27 protein-coding genes are annotated in these 26,233 nt (G+C 46.0%); 21 read left to right on the top strand and 6 right to left on the bottom strand.

Annotated elements, in window-relative coordinates:
- The 15 genes from ACSU1N_RS06565 to ACSU1N_RS06495 all read left to right on the top strand — a co-directional run bounded on the left by ACSU1N_RS06565 (window position 1) and on the right by ACSU1N_RS06495 (window position 13,639).
- Window positions 1-486 (top strand): Na+/H+ antiporter subunit E, encoded by a 486-nt coding sequence (locus ACSU1N_RS06565; protein WP_440059447.1) that lies wholly within the window; start codon window positions 1-3, stop codon window positions 484-486.
- An 11-nt stretch (window positions 487-497) separates the two neighbouring features.
- Window positions 498-2,069: a proton-conducting transporter transmembrane domain-containing protein gene (locus tag ACSU1N_RS06560; RefSeq protein WP_440059446.1), complete on the top strand. Its 1,572-nt coding sequence runs from the start codon at window positions 498-500 to the stop codon at window positions 2,067-2,069.
- Window positions 2,070-2,205: 136 nt separating this feature from the next.
- Complete coding sequence (locus tag ACSU1N_RS06555; RefSeq protein WP_440059445.1) at window positions 2,206-3,303, top strand: FAD-dependent oxidoreductase; 1,098 nt, start codon at window positions 2,206-2,208, stop codon at window positions 3,301-3,303.
- 5 nt (window positions 3,304-3,308) lie between these two features.
- Entirely contained in the window at window positions 3,309-3,812 is a 504-nt protein-coding gene (locus ACSU1N_RS06550) for a 4Fe-4S dicluster domain-containing protein (RefSeq protein ID WP_440059444.1), read from the top strand.
- A complete protein-coding gene (locus tag ACSU1N_RS06545; protein ID WP_440059443.1) occupies window positions 3,812-5,323 on the top strand; it encodes a proton-conducting transporter transmembrane domain-containing protein in 1,512 nt (503 codons plus the stop codon). The genes ACSU1N_RS06550 and ACSU1N_RS06545 overlap by 1 nt, the downstream gene beginning before the upstream one ends.
- A complete protein-coding gene (locus tag ACSU1N_RS06540) occupies window positions 5,320-6,831 on the top strand; it encodes a complex I subunit 5 family protein (protein ID WP_440059442.1) in 1,512 nt (503 codons plus the stop codon). Before ACSU1N_RS06545 ends, ACSU1N_RS06540 begins: the two co-directional genes overlap by 4 nt.
- Window positions 6,828-7,112, top strand: a complete 285-nt coding sequence (locus ACSU1N_RS06535) for a hypothetical protein (RefSeq protein ID WP_440059441.1) — start codon at window positions 6,828-6,830, stop codon at window positions 7,110-7,112. The genes ACSU1N_RS06540 and ACSU1N_RS06535 overlap by 4 nt, the downstream gene beginning before the upstream one ends.
- On the top strand, window positions 7,113-7,979 hold the full coding sequence (locus ACSU1N_RS06530; protein WP_440059440.1) for an NADH-quinone oxidoreductase subunit H: 867 nt from the start codon (window positions 7,113-7,115) through the stop codon (window positions 7,977-7,979).
- A complete protein-coding gene (locus tag ACSU1N_RS06525) occupies window positions 7,976-9,598 on the top strand; it encodes a hydrogenase large subunit (protein WP_440059439.1) in 1,623 nt (540 codons plus the stop codon). The genes ACSU1N_RS06530 and ACSU1N_RS06525 overlap by 4 nt, the downstream gene beginning before the upstream one ends.
- Complete coding sequence (locus ACSU1N_RS06520) at window positions 9,595-10,104, top strand: 4Fe-4S binding protein (protein ID WP_440059438.1); 510 nt, start codon at window positions 9,595-9,597, stop codon at window positions 10,102-10,104. The genes ACSU1N_RS06525 and ACSU1N_RS06520 overlap by 4 nt, the downstream gene beginning before the upstream one ends.
- Complete coding sequence (locus ACSU1N_RS06515) at window positions 10,097-10,567, top strand: NADH-quinone oxidoreductase subunit B family protein (protein WP_440059437.1); 471 nt, start codon at window positions 10,097-10,099, stop codon at window positions 10,565-10,567. The genes ACSU1N_RS06520 and ACSU1N_RS06515 overlap by 8 nt, the downstream gene beginning before the upstream one ends.
- Window positions 10,557-10,826, top strand: a complete 270-nt coding sequence (locus ACSU1N_RS06510) for a hypothetical protein (RefSeq protein WP_440059436.1) — start codon at window positions 10,557-10,559, stop codon at window positions 10,824-10,826. Before ACSU1N_RS06515 ends, ACSU1N_RS06510 begins: the two co-directional genes overlap by 11 nt.
- A 65-nt stretch (window positions 10,827-10,891) precedes the next feature.
- Entirely contained in the window at window positions 10,892-11,833 is a 942-nt protein-coding gene (gene rbsK, locus ACSU1N_RS06505; protein ID WP_440059435.1) for a ribokinase, read from the top strand.
- 183 nt (window positions 11,834-12,016) lie between these two features.
- Window positions 12,017-12,844 (top strand): recombinase RecB, encoded by an 828-nt coding sequence (locus ACSU1N_RS06500; RefSeq protein WP_440059434.1) that lies wholly within the window; start codon window positions 12,017-12,019, stop codon window positions 12,842-12,844.
- Window positions 12,845-13,000: 156 nt separating this feature from the next.
- A complete protein-coding gene (locus tag ACSU1N_RS06495; RefSeq protein WP_440059433.1) occupies window positions 13,001-13,639 on the top strand; it encodes a biotin transporter BioY in 639 nt (212 codons plus the stop codon).
- Between the two features lie 23 nt (window positions 13,640-13,662).
- Here ACSU1N_RS06495 and ACSU1N_RS06490 read toward each other — a convergent pair whose 3' ends face one another.
- On the bottom strand, window positions 13,663-14,148 hold the full coding sequence (locus tag ACSU1N_RS06490) for a 4Fe-4S ferredoxin (RefSeq protein WP_440059432.1): 486 nt from the start codon (window positions 14,146-14,148) through the stop codon (window positions 13,663-13,665).
- 14 nt (window positions 14,149-14,162) lie between these two features.
- Window positions 14,163-15,488, bottom strand: a complete 1,326-nt coding sequence (gene thiC / locus ACSU1N_RS06485) for a phosphomethylpyrimidine synthase ThiC (RefSeq protein ID WP_440059431.1) — start codon at window positions 15,486-15,488, stop codon at window positions 14,163-14,165.
- Window positions 15,489-15,603: 115 nt separating this feature from the next.
- Here thiC and ACSU1N_RS06480 point away from each other — a divergent pair, with 115 nt between their 5' ends.
- Window positions 15,604-16,377 carry a sulfide-dependent adenosine diphosphate thiazole synthase gene (locus ACSU1N_RS06480; protein ID WP_440059430.1) on the top strand — a complete coding sequence of 258 codons (774 nt, stop codon included), beginning with the start codon at window positions 15,604-15,606 and terminating at the stop codon, window positions 16,375-16,377.
- Between the two features lie 2 nt (window positions 16,378-16,379).
- Window positions 16,380-17,723: a bifunctional hydroxymethylpyrimidine kinase/phosphomethylpyrimidine kinase gene (locus tag ACSU1N_RS06475; RefSeq protein ID WP_440059429.1), complete on the top strand. Its 1,344-nt coding sequence runs from the start codon at window positions 16,380-16,382 to the stop codon at window positions 17,721-17,723.
- Between the two features lie 42 nt (window positions 17,724-17,765).
- Here ACSU1N_RS06475 and ACSU1N_RS06470 read toward each other — a convergent pair whose 3' ends face one another.
- Together ACSU1N_RS06470 and ACSU1N_RS06465 are read right to left on the bottom strand one after the other, a co-directional pair.
- Window positions 17,766-18,713 carry a DNA-3-methyladenine glycosylase family protein gene (locus ACSU1N_RS06470; protein WP_440059428.1) on the bottom strand — a complete coding sequence of 316 codons (948 nt, stop codon included), beginning with the start codon at window positions 18,711-18,713 and terminating at the stop codon, window positions 17,766-17,768.
- A 308-nt stretch (window positions 18,714-19,021) separates the two neighbouring features.
- The gene (locus ACSU1N_RS06465; RefSeq protein WP_440059427.1) at window positions 19,022-21,901 is read right to left on the bottom strand and encodes an alpha-mannosidase; all 2,880 of its coding nucleotides are present in this window, start codon (window positions 21,899-21,901) and stop codon (window positions 19,022-19,024) included.
- A gap of 104 nt (window positions 21,902-22,005) precedes the next feature.
- On the opposite strand from ACSU1N_RS06465, the gene ACSU1N_RS06460 reads away from it, so the two are divergent.
- The 3 genes from ACSU1N_RS06460 to ACSU1N_RS06450 all read left to right on the top strand — a co-directional run bounded on the left by ACSU1N_RS06460 (window position 22,006) and on the right by ACSU1N_RS06450 (window position 23,021).
- A complete protein-coding gene (locus ACSU1N_RS06460; protein WP_440059426.1) occupies window positions 22,006-22,341 on the top strand; it encodes a hypothetical protein in 336 nt (111 codons plus the stop codon).
- A gap of 268 nt (window positions 22,342-22,609) precedes the next feature.
- Window positions 22,610-22,738, top strand: coding sequence for a hypothetical protein (locus ACSU1N_RS06455; RefSeq protein WP_440059425.1), 129 nt, complete (start codon window positions 22,610-22,612; stop codon window positions 22,736-22,738).
- 154 nt (window positions 22,739-22,892) lie between these two features.
- Complete coding sequence (locus ACSU1N_RS06450) at window positions 22,893-23,021, top strand: hypothetical protein (RefSeq protein WP_440059424.1); 129 nt, start codon at window positions 22,893-22,895, stop codon at window positions 23,019-23,021.
- Between the two features lie 434 nt (window positions 23,022-23,455).
- Here the strand turns inward: ACSU1N_RS06450 and ACSU1N_RS06445 are convergent, their stop codons facing one another.
- Both ACSU1N_RS06445 and ACSU1N_RS06440 read right to left on the bottom strand, forming a co-directional pair.
- Window positions 23,456-24,904 (bottom strand): sodium:solute symporter family protein, encoded by a 1,449-nt coding sequence (locus ACSU1N_RS06445; RefSeq protein WP_440059423.1) that lies wholly within the window; start codon window positions 24,902-24,904, stop codon window positions 23,456-23,458.
- A gap of 6 nt (window positions 24,905-24,910) precedes the next feature.
- On the bottom strand, window positions 24,911-25,078 hold the full coding sequence (locus ACSU1N_RS06440; protein ID WP_440059422.1) for a hypothetical protein: 168 nt from the start codon (window positions 25,076-25,078) through the stop codon (window positions 24,911-24,913).
- A gap of 73 nt (window positions 25,079-25,151) precedes the next feature.
- Between ACSU1N_RS06440 and ACSU1N_RS06435 the strand changes: the two genes are divergently transcribed.
- Window positions 25,152-26,162, top strand: coding sequence for a DUF7343 domain-containing protein (locus ACSU1N_RS06435; RefSeq protein WP_440059421.1), 1,011 nt, complete (start codon window positions 25,152-25,154; stop codon window positions 26,160-26,162).
- The last annotated feature ends 71 nt before the right edge of the window (window positions 26,163-26,233 follow it).

The following is a 26,233-nucleotide window of genomic DNA, read 5'->3' as shown; positions in this document are numbered from 1 at the left end:
GTGATCAGAGAGATTGTAGTAGTACTAGCTCTACTCACGCTATATATTATTTATACCGGGAGTGCCTCCCTATACGATATACTAACAGGCCTAATGGTTTCGGCAGCAATAGGGGTTCCTGCTTCGAGACTATTGATATCTAACGAGAAGAAACTTGCCGAACCCAGAAGGTATGCCTACCTAGTGTATTATGCTGTTAAATACATGACGATCATAGAATTCAAGGCTCACATGGATGTTGTGAAAAGGGTTTTCAACATGAGGATAAACCCAGGGATTGTGAAAATACCTGTATACGCTAGGACGAAGTACGGGAGGCTCTTAATTGCCATCTCAATTACTAACACTCCGGGGACTGTCGTAGTAGATGAGAGAGACGGCTGGTTCTATATCAACTGGATCGATGTATCTAGCACTATCCCCGGGGAAGCATGGAAGCTTATCAGCGGCGAGTTCGAGTACTACGCTTCTAAAATATTTGAGTAGGGGTGTAGCCGGTGGTTGATAACATAGTTGGGTTAACGCCTCTACTCCCTGTTCTTGGCGCATTCGTAACACCCCTGGTATACATATTATCGAAGTCTCGCAGGATTGTTTTCGCAACAGCTATACTTGTAACGGGTATAGTCTTCTCCTTCACTCTTTTAACAACCCTAGAAGCCTACTCTAGAGGCCGGGTAATAGTCTATAATGCTGGAGGCTGGCCCGGCCCAGTCGGGATCGTGTATATAGTGGATAGGATAAGCTCTCTCCTAGGCCTTGTGACAGCAGGGCTCGTCCTAGCGATAGCAGTATACAGTTACTACTATATCGTAGACGATGGATACCCCTGGTACCTAGTTCTATTGCTAGGTGCCGAATCAGGGCTCCTAGGGGTCGTGTACACAGGAGACTACTTTAACCTTTTCGTAATGATCGAGGTTACTGCTGTATCGAGCTACGGGCTGGTAATGTACTATAGGTGGAGGAGTGAATCAATTGTATCAGGTTTAAAGTACTCATTTATAGGGGCCCTGGGGACATCAGGCTACTTGCTTGCACTAGCGATCATGTACGCTACATATGGGAGCCTAAACCTTGTTGACGTAGGGTTGAAGGCGGCAGGGTTGTTGGGAAGCAGTATCACGGGTCCTCCTACAGGAGAAATTGCTCTATCCACAGGCCTCATACTAGCCCTATCGCTATGGGCTTTCAGTATTAAAAGCGGCGTATTCCCCAATCACTTCTGGCTACCCGACGCCCACCCAGCTGCTCCAACACCTATCTCGGCTCTATTAAGCGGGCTCGTAGTTAATGCTGGTGCTATATCCCTCTATAAACTCTTATACCTCGGCTTCAGCGTATCCAGCTCCCCAGGGGTTAGGGTTGTAGTCTGTGCTATCTCATTATTCACTGTAGTAACCGGGATAGTCTCCGGCTTCATAGGATCTCTCTTAATGATGATCCAAGACGATGTGAAAAGGCTTATCGCGTATTCGACAGTTATGAACATGGGATTCATATTCGCCGCACTCGGCACACTGTCTCCTGCGGGCGTACTCGCATTCCTATACTATACTATCATCCACTCCGTAGCGAAAGCGACAATGTTCTTATCATCAGGCCTGTTGATTAAATCGTTGAAGTCGAGGAAGCTCGAGGTACTAGCAGGCTCCGGCTCTAGGGTTGCAGCAGCAGGGCTGGGTATAGCAGTCTCATCACTAACCCTAGCCGGTATCCCTCCACTACCTGGTTTCATCGGAAAGCTACTGATTTTCCGTGCACTATACGAGTACAATATCGCTCTAGCGGTTGCATTCATAGTATCGAGCGCGATAGCCATAGTATCTTACCTAAGGTTCTTCTACATTATCCTAGTAGCTCCTCCCACTAGGGGAATAAGCATGGTTTCTAGCAGGGGGATGAGGCTCGTAGTCCTAGCATTGAGCATTATCCTACTAGCTATGGGAGCAGTATTCACCTTCAGCCCTACCTCTTTCAACATTGTTTTCGCAGATCCAGTAGTAGAAGTAGGAGATGTCAAGAGATTCCTGGAAGAGCTTTCCAGATACCTAGTAGGTATGGGTTGAAAATGCATGCTTACAGCCTTATCGAAAATCCCACTAATCCGGTCATTTCTTAACGGTTCTTTAGGTGGGATTCATGTAAAATTTTGTTTGTATAATGAGCTTATAAGTCCTAGTTGCCATATCTTTAACTGGGTGTATGCTATTGGATTACGTTAACTTTGCTTTCATGTGCTCGGATAAACCGCCTTCGAAAGGGTTGAAGGTCGCGGTTATAGGGTCTGGCCCAGCGGGTTTATCGGCTGCAGGCTATTTGGCTTGCCATGGTTACGAAGTAGATGTTTACGATAAGCAGCCATTGCCCGGTGGTTTAATGATTTTCGCAATACCCCCGTGGAGGATACCTAGGTCTAGGATTCTAGACGGAGTTAAGCTTCTCGAAGAGAGATTCGGCATAGTCTTCCACTATAAAACAAAGGTTTTCGAAGGAGGTATGAAAATAGAAGAGGGGGATGAGTTCATAGAGAAAACAGTCTCCCTAGAAGAAGTCTTAACAAACTACCATGCTGTATTAATAGCGACCGGGACATGGGAGTCTAAGATACCTAGGCTGCCAGGGGTTGATTCGAAAGGGGTTTTCTCAGCCCTGGAATTCCTGTACAGGCACAGGGTTTACGAAATAGGGCTTTCAAGCCATCCCCCACCGGTGGGGAAGAAGGTTGTTGTCGTAGGAGGAGGCTATAGTGCTATCGACGCTGCGGAACAAGCTGCTAGGTTTGGAGGAGACGTTGTAATAGCCTATAGGAGGACTGTTAGAGAAGCCCCTGCAGGGCTCTTCGAAATAGAGAGGCTGAAGCGTGAAGGAGTCGAGTTCATGGAGCTCGTCTCGCCTATTGAAGTAGTAGTCGATAATGGAACCGCCAAGGGTTTGAAACTGCAGAAGATGAAGCTGGGCCCGCCCGACGAGACAGGTAGGCCGCAGCCGGTACCAATCGAAGGGAGCACGCTGATTATTGAAGCAGACACAGTAATCTTCGCTACTGGAGAAGTACCTACGCCGCCTTTATCTAAGAGCGAGGATATTGTAAAAAAGCTCGGGATAGCCCTGAAGAAAGATAGTTCGATACAAGTCAATAGGATCAACCAGACCGGGAACCCGAAGATTTTCGCAGCAGGAGATGTTGTAAACGGGCCTACGAGAATCGGACCCGCCGTAAGATCCGGTTTGTACACGGCTAGGTTCATAGACAACTGGCTTCAGACCCAGCTCTTGAAAACACCTCTTACCGCGAGGTGAGAGCGATGGACCAGGATGGCCAGAAAAGGTTCCTGAGGGTTATAGACCTAGGCGTTTGCATTGGTTGTGGTGCTTGTGAAGCAGTCTGCGATTTCCTACACGATGGTAAGCCGTTTATAAAAGTGTATAGGACTGCGACAGGCCTAGACATCCCCCTCTCATGCTTCCACTGTAGTAAAGCACCCTGCATCGAAGTCTGCCCGACAGGTGCTATGACAAGGGATCCCTCTGGCGCTGTATACGTTGAGAAAAACAGGTGTATCGGGTGCTTAGCCTGCTTGTATGCCTGCCCGTTCAGCATACCAGAGCTAGACCCTGTCTTAAAAGTATCGAGTAAATGCGATCTATGCCAGCCACTCAGGAGCAGAGGGCTCCAGCCGGGTTGCGTCTCGATATGTCCAGCAGGAGCAATATTGTACGGTGTAGAGGAAACAGTTTACGAAGCAGGGAAGAAAAGAGTCGCCGAAGCAATGGCTAGAGCAAGGTTTGAAAGCCTGGGTTACCGGTAATGCTGGGAGTAGAAGTGCCTATTATAGCCCTAGCCCTGTCTATCCTAGCCCTGCTAGCATCGGTTCGGAGAAAGAGCCTTGTTAATATAGTGTTGAAGACGCTGTCTATGATATTATTCACTACGGCTTCACTAATCCTGTGTAATACAGGCGTTGTAGACAGGTTTTCCACAGTGCTCTCAACCCTCTCCTACGCTATCGGCTTGGTTATCGTATTCTTCGGCGAGAACTACTCCGTACTCGAAAAATATCCTACCAGCCTCACATATTTCACCGCACTATTCTCAGCCCTAATATCGCTCACATACCTATCCCCGAATCTAATCACGTTTATATCCGTATGGAGCCTGATGGAGATCGCGGGGTTCATACTAGTTAGGCTGGGAGAAGAGTACTCTACTGAGGGTTCTCTCAGGGCCTCTAGAGGGTACATCCTGGTTTCAACAGCCTCCTTCGAATTAACGGCTTTCGTACTAATTGTAGCCGCTATACCTGTAATAGCCGGTTTTTCGCCTGAAATACTCTTCAGACCATTCAATATTTCCACGGGGAGACTCCTTGTAGAATCGCCTATAGTAGTATCTCTCCTAACAATAGGATTTATCGCTAAAGCAGCTTTATTCCCACTCCACTTCTGGCTCCCGGGAGCCCATTCTTCAGCCCCTTCGCCTGGTTCAGCTTTACTAAGCGGTTTGTCTACGCCGCTCGGTTTCTACGGTTTATACAGGCTGTTGAACATTGTCGAACTAGGCTTACCGGCAACGTATTTCGCTACAGCGCTTGTCCTAATGGGGTTGGCATCCATACTGTACGCAGGGCTACAGGCGGTGGGTCAGAGAGACGGTAAAATAATGCTCGCCTATTCAACTATTATGACAAACGGTTTCATATCGGTTGTCTTCGCAGATTACATACTCCACCCATTGAACCAGTTCCTCGAGATGTTGCTAATATTATCGATCGCAATGCAGATGTGTTATAAGACAGCATTGTTTACCGATATAGGGCTGATAGAGGCTTCGCTAGGAACCAGATATATTCACGGGTTGAGCAATCTCTCGGAGAAACTTAGGATATCGGGTATTGGAGCCTCTATATCTGCTTCAACACTCCTCGGCCTACCCGGTACAATAGGGTTTGTCGTAAAACTATTATCGCTATACTATATCGTCCTAGAACTCATCAGCAATGTAAGCCTTACAGGGGTTTTAGCCGCTGTATCAATAGTGTCCTATATCGCTTTATCAATGCTTATAGGCTTAAGATATTTAACAATATATATTCCATCGGCAAGGGCAAAGCCGACCTTCCTCGAATTTAAAAATCCTGGATTAGCACTTCAGGCCTCCGTGCTGTTACTTGGTTTATTGAACCTGGTTGCACCGTCTATGATAATAGCTGAGCTACCTGACCCCTCCTGGATTCTCTATCTGGCTATCCTACTTTTACCGCTACCCCTCCTAGTATTCACTCCCTTATACGTTTCTAAATGGGGCGGTGCCCCAGGATGATTTGGAAAGTTCTTACAGACGTGGTCTCTTTCAGCCTGGCTATCTCAGGGGGTGTACTATACGATTCACACCCTAGGCTTAGTAGAGCGGTAAGGGTCCTGGGGTTCACGCTTCCTGTCGTATACGTGTTGTTAGCTAGAGGAGACCTGTTATGGTTCCAGTACTATCTCACCTTAATAGCTGCCGCAATAGCAGTCGGGGTCAGCCTGCATAGCGAGGACTTCTACTGGATCGTCTACGGACAGGCATCCTATCCCCTAGTAGTTATCGATACAAGCCTGGTACTGCTCGAGATAGTTTTCTCATCATTAAACCTAATTGAGATGATGGCCGCATGGCTATCACTAGACATAATCCTCATACTCCTAATACTCCTCGAGAAAGGAGTTGAAAACTACCATGTCGCAGTAACCTACATGATCTTAAGCATGCTCCCAAGCGATATAGCATTATTTACGATATGGGCTCTGCTAGCAGATAAATGGGGTGATTACGGGGGCTTAATGATATCTCTGAGCGAGGCATCAAGCCATCCATTAAGCCCTGGCCTACTACCAAGCATACTGATCCTAGTGGGTTTAACAGCTAAACTAGCCCAGGTACCACTCCACATATGGTTGCCTATCGTACACCCCGAGGCCCCATCTCACGGCTCGGCTATTCTAAGCGGCCTGGTTGTGAAACTAGGGGCTTTCACACTCCTCGTATCAATGAGTATTTTCAACTTGCCAAAGGCCTTCTATATTGTTCTCCTAGGCCAGGGTATTCTGTCATCTGTATACGGATTCCTAGCAGCTACTGCTGAAAGTGATTTAAAGAGGCTTCTAGCGTATAGTACAATAGGGCACATGGGGATTATAACAATACTAGCAGGCTTAAACGGTGTTCTAAACCTCCCGAATTTTAGCATGCTACCTCTAATGGTATTCTACATCCTCTACCACGCTGTGACAAAAACCCTAGCATTCCTGAACACTGGGCTGATAGAGCAGATCGCTAACACCCATAACTTCTACGAGCTAGGCTACATAGATGCCTTAGCCCCCGAATTCACATTACCCGCTCTCATAGCATCGCTAAGCCTAACAGGCCTCCCTCCTACAGCTGGTTTCGCAGCGAAAATATCTCTTGTTATAACCGTTTTCCAACTAGCCCTAGGCTATTTCAGTAACGGGTTCTCCCTCGGAGCTGTTTTAATCCTAGCAGCGATATCTCTTGCAAGCATCCTATCAGTTATCTACAGTGTCAAGCTTATAGCATCCTACGTCTCCAACCCTTCGAGAAGGCTTGTTAAACATGTAGTTGTAGGCCGGATGGAGTTGTTAAGCGAATACTATCTAGCATCGCTGCTTTTGCTTCTGCCATTGGTGATACTAGGTATGGTGGAGACCCCTATATTCATTACTGCCTTAACCTATATACCCTCACCTCTCCTCCTCTACACCGCCTTCCTCAAGAGGCGTGTTTCCACAGAGGAGAAACCATGGTTTACGGGTGTAGAGGTATGAGCTCCTATTATAAAGCATCTTTCCTGAGAATTCTCGAAGAATTGAGAGAGAGGGCTTCGAAGAAACTGAAGTTTTCCGCAAGAAGTTTATCGAGCCTAGTAGGCTTCTTCATGGGTTTAGGAGACAGGGTTTTCGAACTAGTATCTAGTTCCGCGAACAGGCTTGCAATAGCTTTAAACAAGCTGCAGATCAGGATGATAGAGCCTATGATCATGGCTGCGTTCTGGTCTCTGATAGCAATCGTCTTAGTCGTAATATTATCTATGCTAAAGGTGGGTTGAATGGAGCCTGTGCTAGCAGCCTCCTCCCTTGCCTTATCTCTGGTGCTACCGCCTCTACTAGACGGTGTGGAGAGGAAGATCAGGGCTGGCTTGCAATCAAGGATCGGTCCTCCTATAACACAGACTATTAGGGACCTACTGAAGCTAGCGGGGAAGGAGACTAAGCTGGTTGGGTCAGTGCCTTTCGCAATATACCTGACTACTATAGCTTTCATATCGCTAGCTGGATGCGTGATAAGCCTAGCACTCTACCTGTACACACTCGACCCAATATACCTCGCATACATGGTCGCGCTCTACATGATTTCGCAAACAGCCCTAACATTATCCTCCATGCTGATCTCGAACCCGTATAGCGTGGTAGGAGGGTTTAGAGAAGCATACATATCCCTGGTCAACGAGCCTTTCACAATAATAGGGCTACTACTATTCTACTACACACTAGGAGCTACGATACCGAGACAGGGATGGGTTGTAACATCTCTATCCTCTATAGGCATCGTCTTCATAGCAAGCTATGTCTCAGCCCGGAGGACGCCGTTCGATATAAGCGAGGCCGAGCCCGAGGTTGTGTCGGGGGGAGGTATCGAATTGAGCGGTAGAGCACTCCTGTTATACGTCTACGCCAGCCTCTTATCCAGGTTCTACTCGCAGACGCTACCGCTAGCCCTCATAGCCCCGTTCATCAGGGTACCAGGCTATCTCACACCGGTCTTGCTCGCAGCATATGCTTCGGTCTCCTGGCTCGCCTACGGCTTAGTATCGATAACGGCTGGGAGGGCTAGGCTCGACCTGGCTGTGAAAAACCTTGCGGCAGTATACTCTGCCCTAGTGATAATTGGTTTAGTAGGGGTGTTTATAGCTTGAGTCAGGCTATCGAAGACTATGCTAGGCTCGCTAGCGAGCACGGTGGTAGGCTGGTTTCGGAGAGGGATCTCTTGACGATCATAGTACCAGCCGACAAGCTAAGAGATGCAGCCGATAAATTATTCAATGCCATGGGCCTCGATTACAGGACTTGTGTAGGCGTTGACGAGAGGGTTTTAAACAACCGTTTCTCCCTAATACATTTGTTTACAGACAATAAGAGAGGCCTTTACATTGCTTTGAAGACATTCCTCGACCCGGAAAATCCCACAGCTTACACGATAAGCGATATTATCCCAGCAGCCGACTGGTGCGAACTCGAAGCATGGGATCTTCTAGGTATCAGGTTCGAGGGCAGGAAGCTGAAGAGGCTAGTCCTGCCAGAATGGTGGCCTCAGGGACAGTACCCTCTCAGAAAGGACTTCGACTATAATAAGAGGCCTGACCTGTCTATTGCTAGGAGCGAGAAAGTTGGATCGGGTGCTGAGGCCGGCGTTATACCCGTGGGACCATACCACCCAGCTCTCCACGAGCCAGAGTATTTCGAGCTCTACGTTAAAGGCGAGAAGGTTGTCGACGTTAACTACAGGGGCTTCCACGTCCATAGGGGTATTGAGAAACTAGCAGAGTCGAGGATGAACTACCAGCAAGTGAACTTCTTAGCCGAGAGGATCTGCGGTATATGCGGGTTCGAGCATAGCACATGCTATGCTCTAGCCGTTGAGAAAGCTGCTGGTATAGAGGTCCCCGAGAGAGCTCAGTTCATAAGGTCTATAGTTCTCGAGATAGAGAGGATCCACAGCCACCTCCTATGGCTAGGGGTAGCATTCCACCTGCTAGGCTACGATGCTGGTTTCATGCACTTGTGGAGGGTTAGGGAGAGGGTTATGGTCTTAGCCGAGCTATTGACTGGGAGCCGTAAGACGTACGGTATTAATCTCATAGGTGGTGTTAGGAGGGATATTAGTGAAGAGAAGAAGAGCAGGGTTTTAAACGAGCTAGGAGAGGTTGCGAAGGATTTCAGGAGGATAGTTGACATAGCCTTGTCTGCCCCCTATGTTAAGAAGAGGCTTACGGGTACAGGAGTCCTCCCGAAAGAAGATGCTAGAAGGCTCGGGGTCGAAGGCCCTGTGGCGAGAGCCTCCGGCATCGATAAAGATGCTAGAAGAGACCTCCCTTACGCAGCCTACAAGCACGCCTACTTCAAGGTCCCAGTCTACACAGAAGGTGATAACATGGCTAGGACTATGGTGAGGGTTGAAGAAGTATTCGAGTCTATTTCGATAATCGAACAATTGCTCGATAAAATCCCGAAGGGGCCGTTACTAGCCGAGAAGATAGATATACCTCCCGGGAGGGTAGGTGTACAGGTGGTTGAAGCTCCGAGGGGAGGCGATATACACTTTGTTATCACAGGGGATGGTAGGCCCTACCGCTGGAGGGTTAGAGCCCCCACTTACAATAATATACCAGCCCTCAAGATAATGCTCAGAGGCCAGTACCTAGCCGATGCCCCGATAACCATTGCTAGCATAGACCCGTGCTTTTCCTGCACAGACCGGGTTCTGGTTGTGAGAGACGGGGTTGTAGAAAAGCTCGATCTAGGTGTAACGCTATGAGCGTTCTCAAACCGTTTAAGATCGTCTCTGTAGCAGTAGAAGAGGGAAGGGTTACCGTCAGATACCCGTATGAGCAACCGCTTTTAACCGAGGAATTCAGAGGGGCTGTAAGCATAGACGCTTCTAAATGCATCGGGTGCGGAGCTTGCGTGAGAGCCTGCCCTCCTAACGCCCTTGAGTTGATCGAGTTCCCTGATAGAGTCATACTTAGGTATTTTATAGGCCGTTGCATTTTCTGCTGGAGGTGCGTTGACTCATGCCCTGTAGGAGCTATCAGGGGGACCAGGGAGTTCGAGCTCGCAAGCGATAGGGTAGAGGATTTATTCAAATACGTTGTCCACAACAGGTCGAACTGCCAGGATTGTGGAAGTAGTTACTCGACGAGGAGGATGACCCAGTACGTGGTATCGAACTCTCCCGTCTCGGAGAACTATGCTAACACCTGCCCTGATTGCCGTAAGAAGAGGGTTCTAAACGCATTAGCAAGGGGGAGGGGAGGTGTCTAAGAGGGTTAAGGATAGTATATGGGTCTACCATCTAAATACTGGCGGATGCAACGCATGCGATATAGAAGTATTAGACGTGTTAACCCCATGGTTCGACGCTGAGAGATTCGGGGTCAAGCTCGTATCTTCGCCTAGGCATGCGGATGTAATCCTCCTCACAGGCCCTGTGACAATAGAGGCATTGCCTAAGGTGATCAACGCTATTGAAGCTGTGCCGAGGCCTAGGTACATAATAGCGCTAGGCTCGTGTGCTGTGGGGGGAGGGATATGGCACGACACGTATTCTACCGTAGGGGGAGTTCCCAGACTCCTCAGAATACTCGAGGAGAAAGGGGTTAAGGTAGACGGGGTATACTATGTCCCAGGGTGCCCTGTAAGGCCCGAGAGCATATTATACGCTATAGCATTGTTCAAAGGGATTGCCGAGAAAAAAGCAAAGAGCGAGGTCCTCTATGCGGAATAAGCTTGCGAAAATATATGTTTGCGAGCCCGAGGGCGTTGAACCACCTTTCCCAAGGCATTTCATCACAGACATCCACAAGTGCTCTGAGGCGAAGACTGTAGACCTTGAGGAGTTAGAGAAGATTATTGGTAGAGAAGAGGCCCGGAGATTAGTCGAAGAAGGCAGGCTAGTTATAGTGGATGAGGAAAAGGCTTTGAAACTGACTGGCAAGAGCCTGGATAACGGCTACCTGCTGATAATATTGTGTAGTTGGCTTTGAAAAGTAGAAAAGTTAGAAATTATTAAGTTATTTCTTGTAAAAACCAAAGAGATAGTTGATCGCTTATGATAACAGTCTTAGGAAGCATTCACGTAGATTTCGTCGTCAAAGTACCCAGGCTTCCTAGGCCTGGGGAGACTGTTCTCGGGCATGGTTTTAGTATCTACCCGGGTGGGAAAGGGGCTAACCAGGCGGTGGGATGCGGTAGACTGGGAGTTAGGACTTACATGGTAGGGAAGATAGGGAGAAGTTTCCGCGACATGCTTGTAAAGAATTTTGTTGAAAACAATGTTGACACGAGATATGTTTCTTTCACCGATGAAACTGAAACCGGGGTTGCTCTTATTTTTGTTAGCGATGAAACAGGTGAGAATATGATCGCTGTCGACCCAGGTGCTGATTACAAGTTGACGATTAGGGATGTCGATAACGCTTTTCATGCTATAGAGGATTCTAGGATTTTCCTTACACAACTCGAAATACCAGTAGATATAGTCGAGTACTCGATCAGGAGAGCGAGCCCTGTAGTAGAATATGTCATCCTCAATCCTGCACCAGCCCGGAGCATTAGCGAGGAAGTGTTGAAATTCGTAGATATCATAACACCGAATAGGACAGAAGCGTTTATGCTGACGGGGATAAGAGTTGAAAGCGTTAATGACGCTGTAAGAGCCGGGAGAGAGCTGGTGAGGAAAGGTGTTGACGTAGCTGTTATAACAATGGGTTCCCAGGGCTCGGTTCTAGTCGAAAAAGACTATGCATTGTTTTTCCCATCTTTCAAAGTATCTGCTGTAGATACTACAGGGGCCGGGGATGCTTTCAACGCTGGATTAGCCTATGGTTTATCAAAAGGATACTCAATCATAGAATCGGTTAAGATAGCGAATGCTGTAGCAGCTATCAAAACAACTAAGCCGGGGGCTCAAACAGGGCTCCCATGGCTACGGGAGTTAGAGGAATTCGCTAGTTCAAGCCAGTACCTTAAGTACAAGCCCGTCGAGGTGTAATAGATGGTTTAACCCATTGTAAATATGGTTAGTTCAACGAGGACAGTTATAGCTTCGTAGCGTTTAATTACATTAGGTTACGACGTATTCTATGAAAAAATATGATTCTCCCTTTAAGCTCATCGACTACTTTATTAGGAAAAAGAGCTTACTATTATTAGTGTTAATCCAGGTTGTTACAGAATGTCGCATCTGCCAGGCTTCTCCTCTAGGCGTAAGGGCGCTATTAGTGAGAGGATTGCTGTCAGGGTTCTCGAAGAACTGGGTTTCAGGGTTATTGAGACAGATAGAAAGATCGTTGTAAACAATATCGAGGTCGGCCAGGTAGATGCTGTGGTATCAGATGAGTCAGGGAAAACTTATGCGGTGGAAGTTAAAGCTGGGAAAGTTGATGTAGGAGGTGTTAGGCAAGCATATGTCAATGCCATCCTATTAGGTGCTAGCCCGCTAATTGTATGCAAAGGGTTTGCTGACGATGCTGCCAGGGAGCTGGCTGAGAAGCTTGGCGTGAGAGTAATCCAGTTATCCGATGTTTTCCTCGTAGAGAGCGAAGAGCTCTACGCTATAATCAGGGATGTTATCGAAGAAGCTCTCACAGACTACCTCGAGCTATTCTACAGTTACAGCCCGAGATTGAAACAGGAATATGCCGAGATCCTCAGGGCGATCCATTCTTCGTCGAACATAGAGGAAGCAGCTGGAAGCCTAGGCATAGAGGTATCCGAGCTGGTTAAGAGAATAGATGAGATGAAGAGGAGCGGGGTATTACCGAGATGGGCTTCGAAATACTCTAGTATTAAACGCGTGGCTACCATACTACTCCAGAAACAAGCGTTAGCTAGCGCACTCGAAGAGACGAGGAGGCTAGCCGAGCAGGTTAGAACGCTTGAGGAATCCCTTAAGACCATACAGGGGCTGGCACAAGCCTTGTCACAGCAGGTGAAGAAGCTTACGGAATATATTGAAAACCTTGAGAACAAGGCTAGGCAAGCAGAATCTAAACCAGGATAATATTACGCTCTACGGGCGGTCCGATGACTCGAGCGAGTACTACCTCCACCACGGTGTATTATCCTAGCTTATTCATCTAGCCGATACTATTTATATTCCTGCCGGGCGGATACATACTCAATAATATATGCTGCTCTTGAGAGAGGTATGACTACTATGCTTAGACAGGAGTATGTTGTTAGAAACAGATTATGGGAGAAAGCTAGAAAGCATTTGAAAACCTTTTCGAAAAACTTGCTCGAGATCGTGGCTGGTGTCGCCTTATTAACTGCTTCGAGTAAAGTATCTATCGTAACCCCCTTCAGCCCTGTCCCATTCACGTTTCAGACACTCGTGTTAATCTACCTGATCCTGCTGTATCGCGGCAGGGCTTGGAGGCCTGTGATCGCGTATTTCACGCTAGGCATGCTCGGCCTACCCGTTTTCGCGTACGGCGGGGGTCTCGCGTATATTTTCTCGCCTACTTTCGGCTACCTGCTAGGCTTTATACTGGCTAGTATCCTAGGTGGGAGAATAGTCTCTAGGAAGCCTCTGACTTACTCTAAGATTACTGCCGCGGCCTTGGTTTCAATGCTGGCAATATATACGCTAGGCTATATACACCTCACGGTATGGTTGACGACTATAGGCCGTTTATCATTCGGCCAGGCATTAACCAAAGCTTTCGTAGCCGGCGTCCTACTCTTCATTACATGGGATACGTTTAAAGCACTTATAGCGGTAGGCCTCATAGCATTAACTAATAGAGTAAACTCTATTCTCAACAAAGAGATCGGGGAATATTTGAAACCCTAGCGAATCCTCTATTTCTCTATCCACTATCCTAGCTCCTTCGCTTTAGCATACTCCAGGCTATGCCTGCTGAGCTCTTCTAATACTTCAGGATGTTGTGTAATCAGCTTGTTTACAAGGCTCAGGTACCTTGCTATTCTTACAGCGTCGGGAGATATCTTTTTCAGCTCTTCCCCATCGAGTACAACATAGTGTTCTCTCTCAACTCTCTCTCCTAGGATATATTCTGCTTCGTTAACCGATGCTTGCAATGCGAAGCAATGGGGGCTCCCGTCTATTGTGACAACAGTGATCTTCTTGGGTTTAACTGATCTTATCATACTAGCTATCTTACCGTAGTAAGCCGCGCTTTCCCTCTCAGGACATGCGAGCAATACTACCTTCCCCTTGCTGAGTTCCTCGAAGAGCCTGGGGTTGACTATTGGCAGGCATGCTGAGGCGATCAATATTTCAGCTCCTTTTAACAGAGTCGTCTTAACCCACGTGCTCCAAATCCAGGGTTGTTCCCGCATACGACCACCGTTTCTTATATTTTTTCCATAAGTTCCTCTAGGGTTGGCTTAGGCCTGGTCTTCATATACTTATCTAAGAGTAGGAATACACAGTATTGCCCGCACATAGTACAGGATTTGAGCGCTGCCCCACCAAACTGGTTTCTGATACTAATTGCCTTCTCTCTATCCATAGACATCTCTATCTGCGTCTTCCAGTCTAGTTCGGCTCTCGCAATACTCATCCGGATGTCTTCCACAGCCGCTCTACTACCTAGTTTAACCAAATCTCCGGCGTGAGCAGCTATTCTAGCAGCTATCAACCCTTCTTTCACCTGCTCTTCATTAGGAAGGCCCAAGTGCTCCGCTGGTGTCAGATAGCATATGAGGTCTGCTCCGGCAGCTGAAGCAATCGCCGCTCCTATAGCGGAAGAGATATGGTCGTAGCCTGCGGCTATATCTGTTACCAGAGGGCCTAGGACATAGTATGGGACACCGTTCGAAAGCGTTTTAGCCAGCTTTACATCAGCCACAATCTTATCCAACCTCATATGCCCAGGCCCTTCGATCATAACCTGGACTCCTCTAGAGACACTATAGCGGGCTAAGCGAGCGTTTACAACTAGTTCCGATACTTGTAGCTCGTCGAGCGCGTCTGCTAACGCTCCCGGTCTCAGAGCGTCTCCGAGGCTGATTACCGCGTCGTATTCCCTGAAGAGTTCTAGCAGGTGATCCCATTGCGTCAGATAGGGGTTTTCCTCACCTCTCTCAAGCATCCATACAGCGATCATGGACCCTCCTCTACTGACGATCGGCATTATACGTTTGCTTTTCACAGCTTTCTCAGCGAGCTCCCTGCTTATAGCAGCGTGGATAGTCATGAAATCGACACCGTCTCTTAAATGGCTTTCGACGACTTCGAGAAACCACTCTTTAGGTATGCTGGCGATATTGCCAAACCTCCTAACCCCTTCAATCCAGGCCTGGTAGGTTGGGACTGTCCCGAAAGGAGTCCCGTCGGATGCTTCCAACAATATTCTACGTATAGTGTTCAAGTCCCCTCCAGTACTAAGATCCATTATCGTATCAGTCCCGTATTTCAGAGCGGTCTCTACTTTCCTCTTCTCAAGGTCGATGTCTACATATACACCGCTCGTGCCAACATTCACATTAACCTTAGTTCTCAACCCTTCACCGATACCGATGATCCTCGCTTTACGCTTCTTTACATTCCTCGGTATAATCACCCTCCCGCTAGCAACAAGCTTTCTCAGCTTCTCGTAGTCTACTCCCTCCCTACTAGCTACTTCAGCTATAGCATCAACGTAGGATGAAGACCTGGCTTCAACGAAAAGGCTCAAGCCATGCCACCGCTGGTATCTATTGATTACTTTGTTATTAAACTTTTTATAACTTGGTAATCAAATAGACCAAAACAAGGTTTTAGACCCTGGTTCAAACCCCGGGTGATAGGGGTTGGATCTAGAGTTGTTGATATCAAGGTATATAATCCAGGAATCGAGTAGGGAACTCGCCGAACTACTAGAGAGCGATGTGGTAATAGTTGGAGCAGGGCCTTCGGGTCTTACAGCAGCTAAATACTTAGCTGATAAGAAGCTGAAGACTGTGGTATTAGAGAAGAGACTTAGCTATGGAGGCGGTATCGGTGGTGGAGGAAGCCTCTTCCATAAGGTTGTTGTCGATAAGAGAGTAGTAGACATCCTGAAAGATTTCGATATAAGGTATAGGGAAGTCGACGAGAGAGGAATATATGTTGTAGATACAGCAGAGTTGATGAGTAAGCTGGCAGCTAAAGCATTGGATTCAGGAGCTAAAATCCTGTTCGGTGTCGAAGTAGAGGATCTAATAGTTAGAGAAAACCCTCTCACTGTTAGAGGCGTGGTATTTAAGTGGAGTGCTATAAGCCTGGCTGGATTACACGTAGACCCTCTTTTCATGACCGCGAGAGCTGTTGTCGACGCTACAGGCCACGAAGCTAGCCTAATAAATATTCTCGTGAGGAAGAATAAAATCGGGGATATAACAGTTAGAGGAGAGAGATCTGCTTTCGCAGAGAAAGCTGAGAGAGATGTTGTAGAATATACTGGGAGGGTAGTCCCCGGACTCTACGCTACGGGTATGGCTGTAGCAGCATTACACGGCTTGTACAGGATGGGGCCGATCTTCAGCGGTATGCTTCTCTCAGGCAGGAAGGTTGCAGAAGTAATCGCATCTGACCTAGGGGTCTAGCATTGCCTAAGATCCCTACTGCTCTCACTATTGCTGGCAGCGATTCTAGTGGTGGCGCCGGTATAGAAGCGGATTTGAAGACATTTAGTGCTCTAGGAGTATATGGTGCGGTAGCTATAACGTGTGTAACAGCCCAGAATACATACGCTGTGTTAGGAGTATTCTGCCTCCCGGGGAGAATAGTCTACGAGCAGATCAGGTCTGTTTACGAAGATATCGGTATAGACGCTGTTAAAACGGGGATGCTTGGGAATGCGGATATAGTCGATAATATTGCTGACGCTATAAGCGATCTCCGTCTAAAGAATATTGTCGTAGACCCGGTTCTATCTTCTAAAACAGGCTTCAGGCTATTGGATGACGAGGGTTTAGAGAGACTCAGGAAAAGGATTCTACCGCAATCACTCCTAGTTACACCCAACGCGATAGAAGCAGGAGTATTGTCTGGTATGAGAGTTGAGAGCCTCGAGGAGGCGAAGCAGGCTGCTAGGAAAATAAGCTCTTTATACGGCGTCCCAGCAGTTCTAGTGAAAGGAGGGCATTTGAAAGAAAAGGATTCTATTGACGTACTATATTTCGATGGAGACTACTACTTTTTCACATCCCCTAGGATGCCCCAGGGTTGCTTCCACGGGGCTGGATGCTCGTTCTCAGCTGCTATCACGTCTATGCTAGCACGCGGGGTCAGGCTTGTTGAAGCTGTGGAGAAGGCGAAGGAGTTTATTAATGTCGCAATAAAATACGGGACGGGTGTAGGCAGGGGGTTTTGCCCAGTAGACCCGCTAGCATACCTGTATATCCCTGCTTCGAAATACCGTGCTATAGAGAGTGTTATGAGGGCTGTCGATATCCTGCTGGAGAAACAGGATTTACTACTCCCGTACGTCCCCGAGGTAGGTATGAATATTGCTGAAGCTATTGAAGCAAGATTTGTAAACAGCATAGAAGATGTTATCGCTGTTGAAGGGAGGATTGTTAGAGCGGGTAGGAGGCTGGTAAAAGTCGGCGATATTAAACCAGGGGGTTCAAGCCATTTAGCAAGGCTTCTGATAAGTCTGATTAAAAGAGGCTTCGACGTAAGAGGCGCTGTCAACGTAGGGTATAGCAAACAGTTGATAGAGAAAGCGATAGCGAAAGGTTACAAGGTTGTATTCGTAGACAGAAGGCGTGAGCCTCTAGAGATTAAACATGCCCTATCAGGTAGTATGGAGTGGATTGCAAGCCAGGTAGAAGGAAGCACACCAGACATAATCTATGATGAGGGAGATGTAGGTAAAGAACCGATGATTAGAGTATTAGGGAGTTCGGCTGTCGATGCTGTAGAGAAATTACTAAGCATCCTCTGAACAGGGTTTCAGCCACGGTATTAAGCAATTATCATAGCCTGGTCACAAGTACTTCCATAACGTTAAAGGGGAATATTTCGAGGGATCGGGTCTTGTAAGCCCTGCTCTTATCCTTTCAAGAGCAGTACTCAAAGGTTCAGCATCTAACGCTACTGTAGTATATAGGGCTGCAAGCCCGCTCCAATTACCCCATCTCTTAACATATTCTTCTTCAACACTCTCTTCCTCCACACCGTATACTACCGAAGCTATTTTACGCAACCATCTGTCAATAGGCGGTTTACCATAGTATCTGAGGGATAATGCTAGAACCAGTCTTTTAGTATACTCTCCGACACCTTTAACACTAGATAATTCTTCTTCTAGCTCAACGGGTCTAATATCCCAGGTATTCAAGTAGGGTTTTCTACTGAATAGCTCTGCTAAGCCGGTAACCGTCCTAGCCCTATAGCCTATACGGGTTGCTCTGAGAACCTCCGGGCCGGCTCTTAGTATTACTCCAGGCTCAGGAGGGATATAGGTTTCTAGACCCCGGATTCTCACCCTCTTCCCGAAAGCCTTAATAATGTTATAGTACATCCTCCAGCCCTGTTTGAAACTAGCATTCTGCTGGCATACTGCTACTAGAGAAGCTAGCCAGGGTGTGACAGCCCTGAAATGCATACCTGCGAGTACTCTAATAGAGTCAGATAGCAACGGGTCTTTAGATGCTAGTTCATAAAACCCTCTCAAGTCCTCGCTGAGACCTAGAACATGCTTGACAATATCCGGGCTTATCCCAACCCTGCTGGAACCTGGTGGAGAGTATATATCCGCTTTCAAGACAGGGTCGTTTTCTCTCACGAACAGGATGAACTCACCGATTGGCAATATGAGTGTCTCGCCGTTGAACCAGAAGGAGAAATTGTATACAGATGCCGTCAGATAAAAATTGTAATCAGCCGGCTTCCCAACCTCTAGATTACCCGTGTACGAAAGTTGCTCAACCAATGTGTTAAGCCTCTTCTTGTATTCAAATCATGCCCAAGCAGTTTATATGCACTAAGTTCAAAACATAATTCTACTATCCTCTGGCAAGCTATGCATTAACTCATCTTCGCCATGGCACTTCTAGAGGATTATTTGTTGAATATGTTATATTTGCTCATGTGATATTTTAATCAATAGTACCTGAGGTAGAGCAGAATAGAGCCTTCAGCTACCCGTAGCGAGGAAGATGTAAAGCATGTAATTGACGCATTCACTCAATTAGGTGGAAAAAGGTTTTCTTAGATAACTCTGTGTAGCCATGGTATAGGCTACGTAGTTAATTTCAAAGATTTTATCTCGTACGGCTCGAATAACACCTCGTTTCTCTTAACAAAATTTAGTTCGATTAGATCTGTTTCCTCGGCTTCTATCTTCAGAGATGATCTTCTCCCATAAGTCTCCCAAATCCTGGCTATGTATCCATGTCCATTTTCTGAGTATTTGATTGTTTCTAGAAGGAGATTGGGCGGGTCTATTCTTAAGAGGCTTTTACCTACAGTATATCCTCTAAAGGACCTTAATGGTCTATGATACTCTACGGCTCTCCTAGGGATCTCAGCATCCCTCCAAGTCCCTCTATGTGGATATAGAGCGAATTCGATATCTATTTCCCCATAGTCGAGCCGTGGGTTTGGAAATATCGGTGTCTTTAGGAGTGTTATACCCACGAATCTCCTATCTATACTATGCCCAGATCTGCCTTTGTTCATTATTGCTAATCCATAGTCTATTGAGTAGACATCTAACCATCTCCATACTGGAAACTCGAATTTAGCTTGATCCCACGTGTTCTCTGGCTCAATACTTCTCCTAATAACTCCATAGGGTATTTCAGCCTCAGCACTCACTGGATTAAATCCTAATTCGAATAACTCTCTGAATAACACAAATCTATCTCTCACGAAACCTGTTATCCTGAAATCTATTCTTCTACTCTCTCTCCACAAGCAGATTTTTTCTCTAAATTCTGTTTTTCTATATTTATATCTTCTCTCTATACATGATCTAAGGGAGCCTCTCTCAACGATCTCTGTTTCATATGGTTTTAATTCTCTACAATTTCTCTTATACCAAGGTTCAATATCCCAACCATCCCATTCAGCAGGTATATCTTCACAAGCTACTATAAAGCTTCTTTTAACAACCTCAACATCATTCTCTAGATCTCTTACAGCACCTCTGGAATCAACTTCTATGATGCCATTACTTATTTTGTCTCCCTCGATCTTCATAAGATCTGAGGAGAAGCCTTCTCCCTCTTCAAATACCTCGATACTCATTGGAGAAACCTCAACTAGTGAGTATATCTCTCCATCAATAACTTGCTGAATAGATCCCTTGACCCTGCCTCTTACAACATCTCTTCTCCTCCAGGGGAGTGTATTTATAACAATTAATTTGTCGCTAGATTGAGTATTTCTCTTGATGATTGAAGAAATCTCTTCATCAATTCTTTTGATAAGATCCGATAATTTATTTACATAGTATCTATATGCCTCATCAACTAATGTGGCAGAGGCTGTGTCGTGAAACTCGGCCTCTAATAATATCTCCCAGAGATCTCTGTAGCTCCTCTTCTCACCAAATATAAAGCTTATTACCTCAAGATCCTTTAGATACTCCTCAGCTAATCTAATAAGCTTCTTAATCTTGTGACCAGTTGAGTAAGTCCCTCTGTGAGCCTCTAGATACAGCTCTCCTCTCCACACTGGTAGCTCACTATTTCTCACCGTCTCATAATATCTATAGGGGTCTGATAGTATTAGTCTCGGAGCCCCGGGGGCCCTTGAGTATACTCTTAGTCTCTCCATCATAAGCCACGTAGGTCCTCCACCACCGTCTCCATGTCCAAAGGCTATGAAGCCCGGCAACTCTGGTGACGTATGATCTCTCCAAGCATTAATTATCTGTCTAGGCGATAGATCGCTTCCGTAGGTGGCGTAGTTAACAGCTACTACCTCACTACCATCGACACCAACCCATTTAAATATTGAGTATGGGAATCTATTCTGTTTATTCCAGTAGAGCTTATGCGTGAAGAATATCTTTATACCTGATTTAACGAGGATCTGAGGTAGCGAAGCTGTGAAACCAAAGCTATCTGGCAACCAGCCTATCTCCGTCACCCTGCCGAAAGTCTCTAGAAGAGTTCTCTGACCATAGAGGAATTGTCTAACTAGTGACTCACCACCTACTACATTGGTGTCGCTCTCAACCCACATACCCCCCACAGGAATCACGATACCTCTATTAACAGCTTCTATGAGTTTCTTATAGAGCTCCTCATCATCTTCTCGGATCCATTTTAAGAAGACTGCGTTTGACAAAACAAATCTCATGTCATACTTCTTCGATAATGAGAGAACATTATACAGTGTTCTCCTAACCTTATGTCTAGTCACATCAGGTGTCCAGAGCCACGCAACATCTATATGTGCGTGACCCACCGCGTAGAGAGCTCCTTCGGAGCCTCTCACCTCATTATATATTCTCGAGACCTCACTCCTAAGTGTCTCGAGAGCTCTTCTACTCATCTCAGATAATCTACTGTGATCCATAGGCTCTATAGAGGGGTCTATCTCGATACCGTAGTACTTCATAGATGCTATGTAGAATGGTGGTTTAGCTATTGAATATAGAGTTGAAGCCTTGATCTGCCAATCAGCCACACCCTCGATCTCTATCTGATCGAGGGCACTATTAATTGCTTTTATAAGAGCCTCATCTCTAGTAGCCTCAGCTAAGTCTGTTAATAGAGTAGCTTCCACAACAAATCTATAGCTCCAAGGCTCTTTAACATATAGATAAACCCCCTTAAGATCAAATAATTTCTCTCCGAAAGGGCCTACCACAGAGGGTCTGAGGACAATCTTGCTGAACCCCTTCTCAATAGGTATAAATCTGTTCTCATGACCTCCATCGGGTGTTCTATAGACCGCGTATCTATCTTCATTAACTTGTAGAGTACCTTCACCAACTAGATCTACTAAGATGAAGGGTTGCTCTATATCTACATATACTTCACCACATAATTCTCTCGAGCCTTCTCCACAGCTACCTAGATCCAGTTTTCTGAAGAGCATTGTTGAAGCAGTATCTATGTAGAAAAGTTCTGTTCTTATACCTCTCAAATCTCTGAGTAATGTCAACGAGACAACCTCATCACTGATATTTACCAGAGGCCTATAAAGTGTATCTGGGTAGTGGGTGTATATATTATGACGTCTCCGAATAGAGATCTTAGGTGTTTTAATTGAATAAGATACGTAGCCTGAGAGAGTCTATAGAGATATTATGCTACCATAATGAGGGTCTTTACGAGAGATGTCTTGAGAGATTTAATGCTTTAGAGAGCTTAGGTGTAGAGGGGATCATAGACTTCGGTGAGAGTCTAATAAGTGGGTTCAGGGTGGTTGGTGATGGGCATTCCTTGGTAGTTGTGTTAGCTATGCTATATCTCGTAAGCACACATACTCTCAACGGGTTAAAGACTTCTCCGACATCTCAATACGTGAGTAGGGAGATATGGTGCTCTGCGGATCCTAGGGTCTCTGTAGAGTTATCTTTTCATCACAGAAGATTCTTTTAGATCTCCAGATGTTAGAAGATTTGATCTTATTAGTAGAAGTATTAGCGCTACTATTAACATAGGGATCCCGATGAACACTATGGTGGCTATCCAGCTTATTATAATAAGATCTATTATCTTTATGCTCACTCAACATATAGTTACTTCAATTCTCGACAGAGATCTTCTCAATAGAGTAAGTATAAGAGCTACCCCTATGTAGAGTGTAGCGAATAGCTCTAAGCTCAAAAGAGATTTACTTAGAGAGAAAAGAGCTATCATAGAAATTATGAATAGAACCACAGATACTCTACCAATAGAGAGAAGATTCAGAGAGTATAGCGATGATACTAATAGAGCTATACCTGATAAACCCATTATTAATGTTGCTGGCGCCGCATCAATAAGAGCATTATAGAGTGGGTTATGGCTAGATACAAAACGCTCTAGTGGTCTGATATCGCTATATGATGAAAGCATCTAAAGTTATGTGTAGTAGCCATCCCAAGACATATGCGAGGATGTAGCTGAGAGGTTCTTCAGATCCTTGGGATAGATAATCTCATAGCGAGATGCTCAAGAGGATAATTGAGGATTTAGAGATAAATATGAAACAGCTAAGGATGGACATAGATAGCCTGAGGGATATTATTATAAATAGACTTGTGAAAGATATGGTGAAGACCATATATGTTGAATAGATCTGATCTCGATTAACTCCATGGATAAACAAATAGATCATCATATAATCAACTTGATTAGAATATTCAGCAATGATAAGTGTAGTCTTTATTCTCGAAGTCTCTGAATTAGCTGTTTCTAGCAAAACTACTCTGGGAGAGGATCATTCAGTGTTGGGCACAGTATAGCAAATTTAATGTTGATCTCTCTCTCGGAGAGATCTATGAGACACATAGATCTTGCTGTTGCTATGAGTAATTCACTTATTGAACTAGGGGTCAAGAAATGATTGTACTCGAAGAATTTCATATATCTTTAATGTATTTATGTCTTGAAACCAAAGGTTCAGAATGTTTATCTGTGTGGAGAGATTTAATTCTCTAGAAGAGGTTGAGAAAAGAGTAAAAGATTCTTAGAGTTAATGAATATTGAAGAAAAGATATCTCAGCTGTTCTCAATACCTAATTGGTGATTTATGGGATGAAGCTAATAATTTCTCTAAAGCTAGTACTATTGCTAGAACGGTTAGCGATACTTCTAAGACTATGGCTGGAATGGGTTGGCCGTAAACTGTCTGCGTGAAAGCCTTCGCTGCCCCGAGTACAATAGCGTAGTAGGTTGCTATCATCGCTCCAATTATGATTGTAGCAGGTGCAGCGATCCTCCCCAGGCTCCTCCCACGCTCTATATTGTAGACTCCTAGTATTGTAACCGGGGCTAGAGGGAGGAGGATTACGCTTGTTAGTACTGAAAGGTCTACTATAAACCCTGGTCTAAACCTTGCTATTAATGCTGCAACAGCTACTAGCAAGCCGTCTACAAGCCTAGCTACGTCGACTCTACGCTCTCCAATTGTAGTAAGCAAGCTACTAGAGACCGCCATGACAATACTATTAGCTGTGCTAATCGCTGCAGCTATGATAGATACAGAGATCAGCGAGCCTAGCCAAGGGTCTGTTAATCCGAGGATATACGGTGTAACGCTATCCCTGGATAGGTTTCCAGGTAAGATACCGTAGCATGCTAGGCCGCGGGCTACCAGCCCGCTTGCGACAGCTATCAGAGTGTATGTTAGACCGTAGACGAAGAAGAACTGGATACTCTTCCTATACGAGACACTATCCTTAGGCAGGTATAGCTTCATTACGACCTGGGGGTTGGTTATAGAGAAGAAGACCCATGGGATAGTGTAGGCTAGGAATACGTTTAGCGTCCAGAAAGGTGTTATTCCGAGGAAGCCGATTGAGGAAAGAGACCCTGACACCCGATCTAGGGAGAGGCCTTTTGATGAGGAGAATGCAATGAGCCACCCGATATATGATAAGCCTCCTGCGATCATTAGAGCCCCTTGTAAGAGGTCTGTTGCCGCTACACTCCAAACCCCTGCTATAGCGATCCACAAGTATGTTAAGAGGGCTGATAATACTATGGATTCTACATCTCCGAAGCCGCCGTAGTTGAATAATACTTTGAGACCGATAATCTGAGCTGTGAGATACGGTATCATAGCGTAGAGGTATATTACCGAGACCACTGCTCCTAGTAACCTGCTATTATACATATCCGTTAGCATCTGGGAGGGGGAGACCCATCTATATTCTCTCGACAGAGACCATATCTTGTAGCCGATCGTAGATAATATGATAAGCGTGGCCGAGAGGTAGGCTAATTCGAACCCTAGAGACCCTGCCCCCGTGGAGTATGCTAGACCTACGAGGCCGATCATCATGAAAGCACTATAGGTCGTAGTAGCGTATGTTAGAGCTGTTAGAATAGCCCCGAACCTGCTACTAGCAACATAGTAGTCGCGGAGATCCTTCTTGAAGAACCGTCTCGATAATACCGCTATCAGAGTGCCTCCTAGAATATATAATAAGAGAGTTGCGAGGAATTCAAGCCTCACAAGCCGTCACCTCTCTTTCTCCAGCCCGAGGAAAGCCAGCACACTGATCAAAATAATTATTGCCAGCCAGAACAGTACTAGCTCGAAGCCTCTGGCATCTTTAAGTAACGTGTAAGGTATCGTGTAGAAGACCGTCAGCAGGATGATTTCAGCCGCCAATAATAGTTTTCTCATACGATCACCGAACATGTGTTCGTTTTTCACAATATATAAAAGCCTCCCTGGCTTAAAAATATTGTGTGAGCGGATGGGCAGCGACTTAAGAAACAGAGTGGTTGAACTACTCAAAGCCTACCAGGGGAAGTATATACCCCAGTCTTTCATTCACAGGGCTGTTAACGCTTCTAAGAGCAGGGTTTCAGAAATCCTTGGGGACCTCGAGAAACAGGGTCTGATAACACGTATCACTGTAGGTAGGAGTAAGCTAGTATACGTCCACCCGGGACTAGGCGAGAGAACTGCTGAGACCCCTGTTAAGAGGATAAGGCTTGGGATCGTCTACTCTAGCGAATACCTTTTCCTAGGGGGTTTTACTAAAAGGCTGGAAAGGTCTGGGATCGGGGTTGAAGTAATTGTTTTCAGAGACGGTGCTAGGACAACCCTCGCCCTAGCCGGTGGATTCATAGATATAGCATTATCTCCTCTACCAGGACAGTTATACCTCTACCCGGCATACAGGACTTACTCGATTGTTTTAAAAGGTTTGAAAGGCGGGTTTAGAGTACTATCCGCGGGAGAGGGAGATGGGCTGATATACTCGAGTATGCTTAGTACAATGGACTACATTAGACACCTCATCCTATCTAAGAAACTCGTGCAAGCCGAGGGGACAGTTTATTTCAGAGATCCGGCTGAAATACTCGGGAGGAATTTGAAGAGAGGGGTTGTAGTAGTATGGCACCCGGTCTACCTCGAGCTCGAGAAGAAAGGTTTCAAGAGGCTGTACTCGCACGAGGAGCTAGATATCGGGTTCTGCTGCACGCTAGCAGTATCGAATACGTTGGGGACGAGGCTGAGTGAGAAGATTGTTAAAGCATACACTGAGTCTATCGAAGAATTCAGGCGGGACCCCGGTAAGTGGGTCGAGTACTACTCTAGCCTGACAGGGATAGATACCCGGATACTTAAGCAGGCTGTTAACGAGTACAAAATAGCCGACGATCTCGACCCGAGGGTTGTAGACAAGATCGTTAAAGCACTGTCCCCAGCTATACCCTCGGCAGAGGCGTATAGAGAAGCGATTTTTACAGAGAGTTAAAGCTACTGCGCTAAGTCAACGTTCTAATACTTAGCTCTCTAAGACCTATGAAAGAAACCATGTATTTACGT

Origin of the sequence: Thermogladius sp. 4427co, assembly GCF_051933805.1 — an archaeon.
Taxonomy (GTDB): Archaea; Thermoproteota; Thermoprotei_A; order Sulfolobales; family Desulfurococcaceae; genus Thermogladius.
Note: the sequence above shows the minus strand (reverse complement) of the source record. Positions and strands in the feature narration are given on the sequence as shown.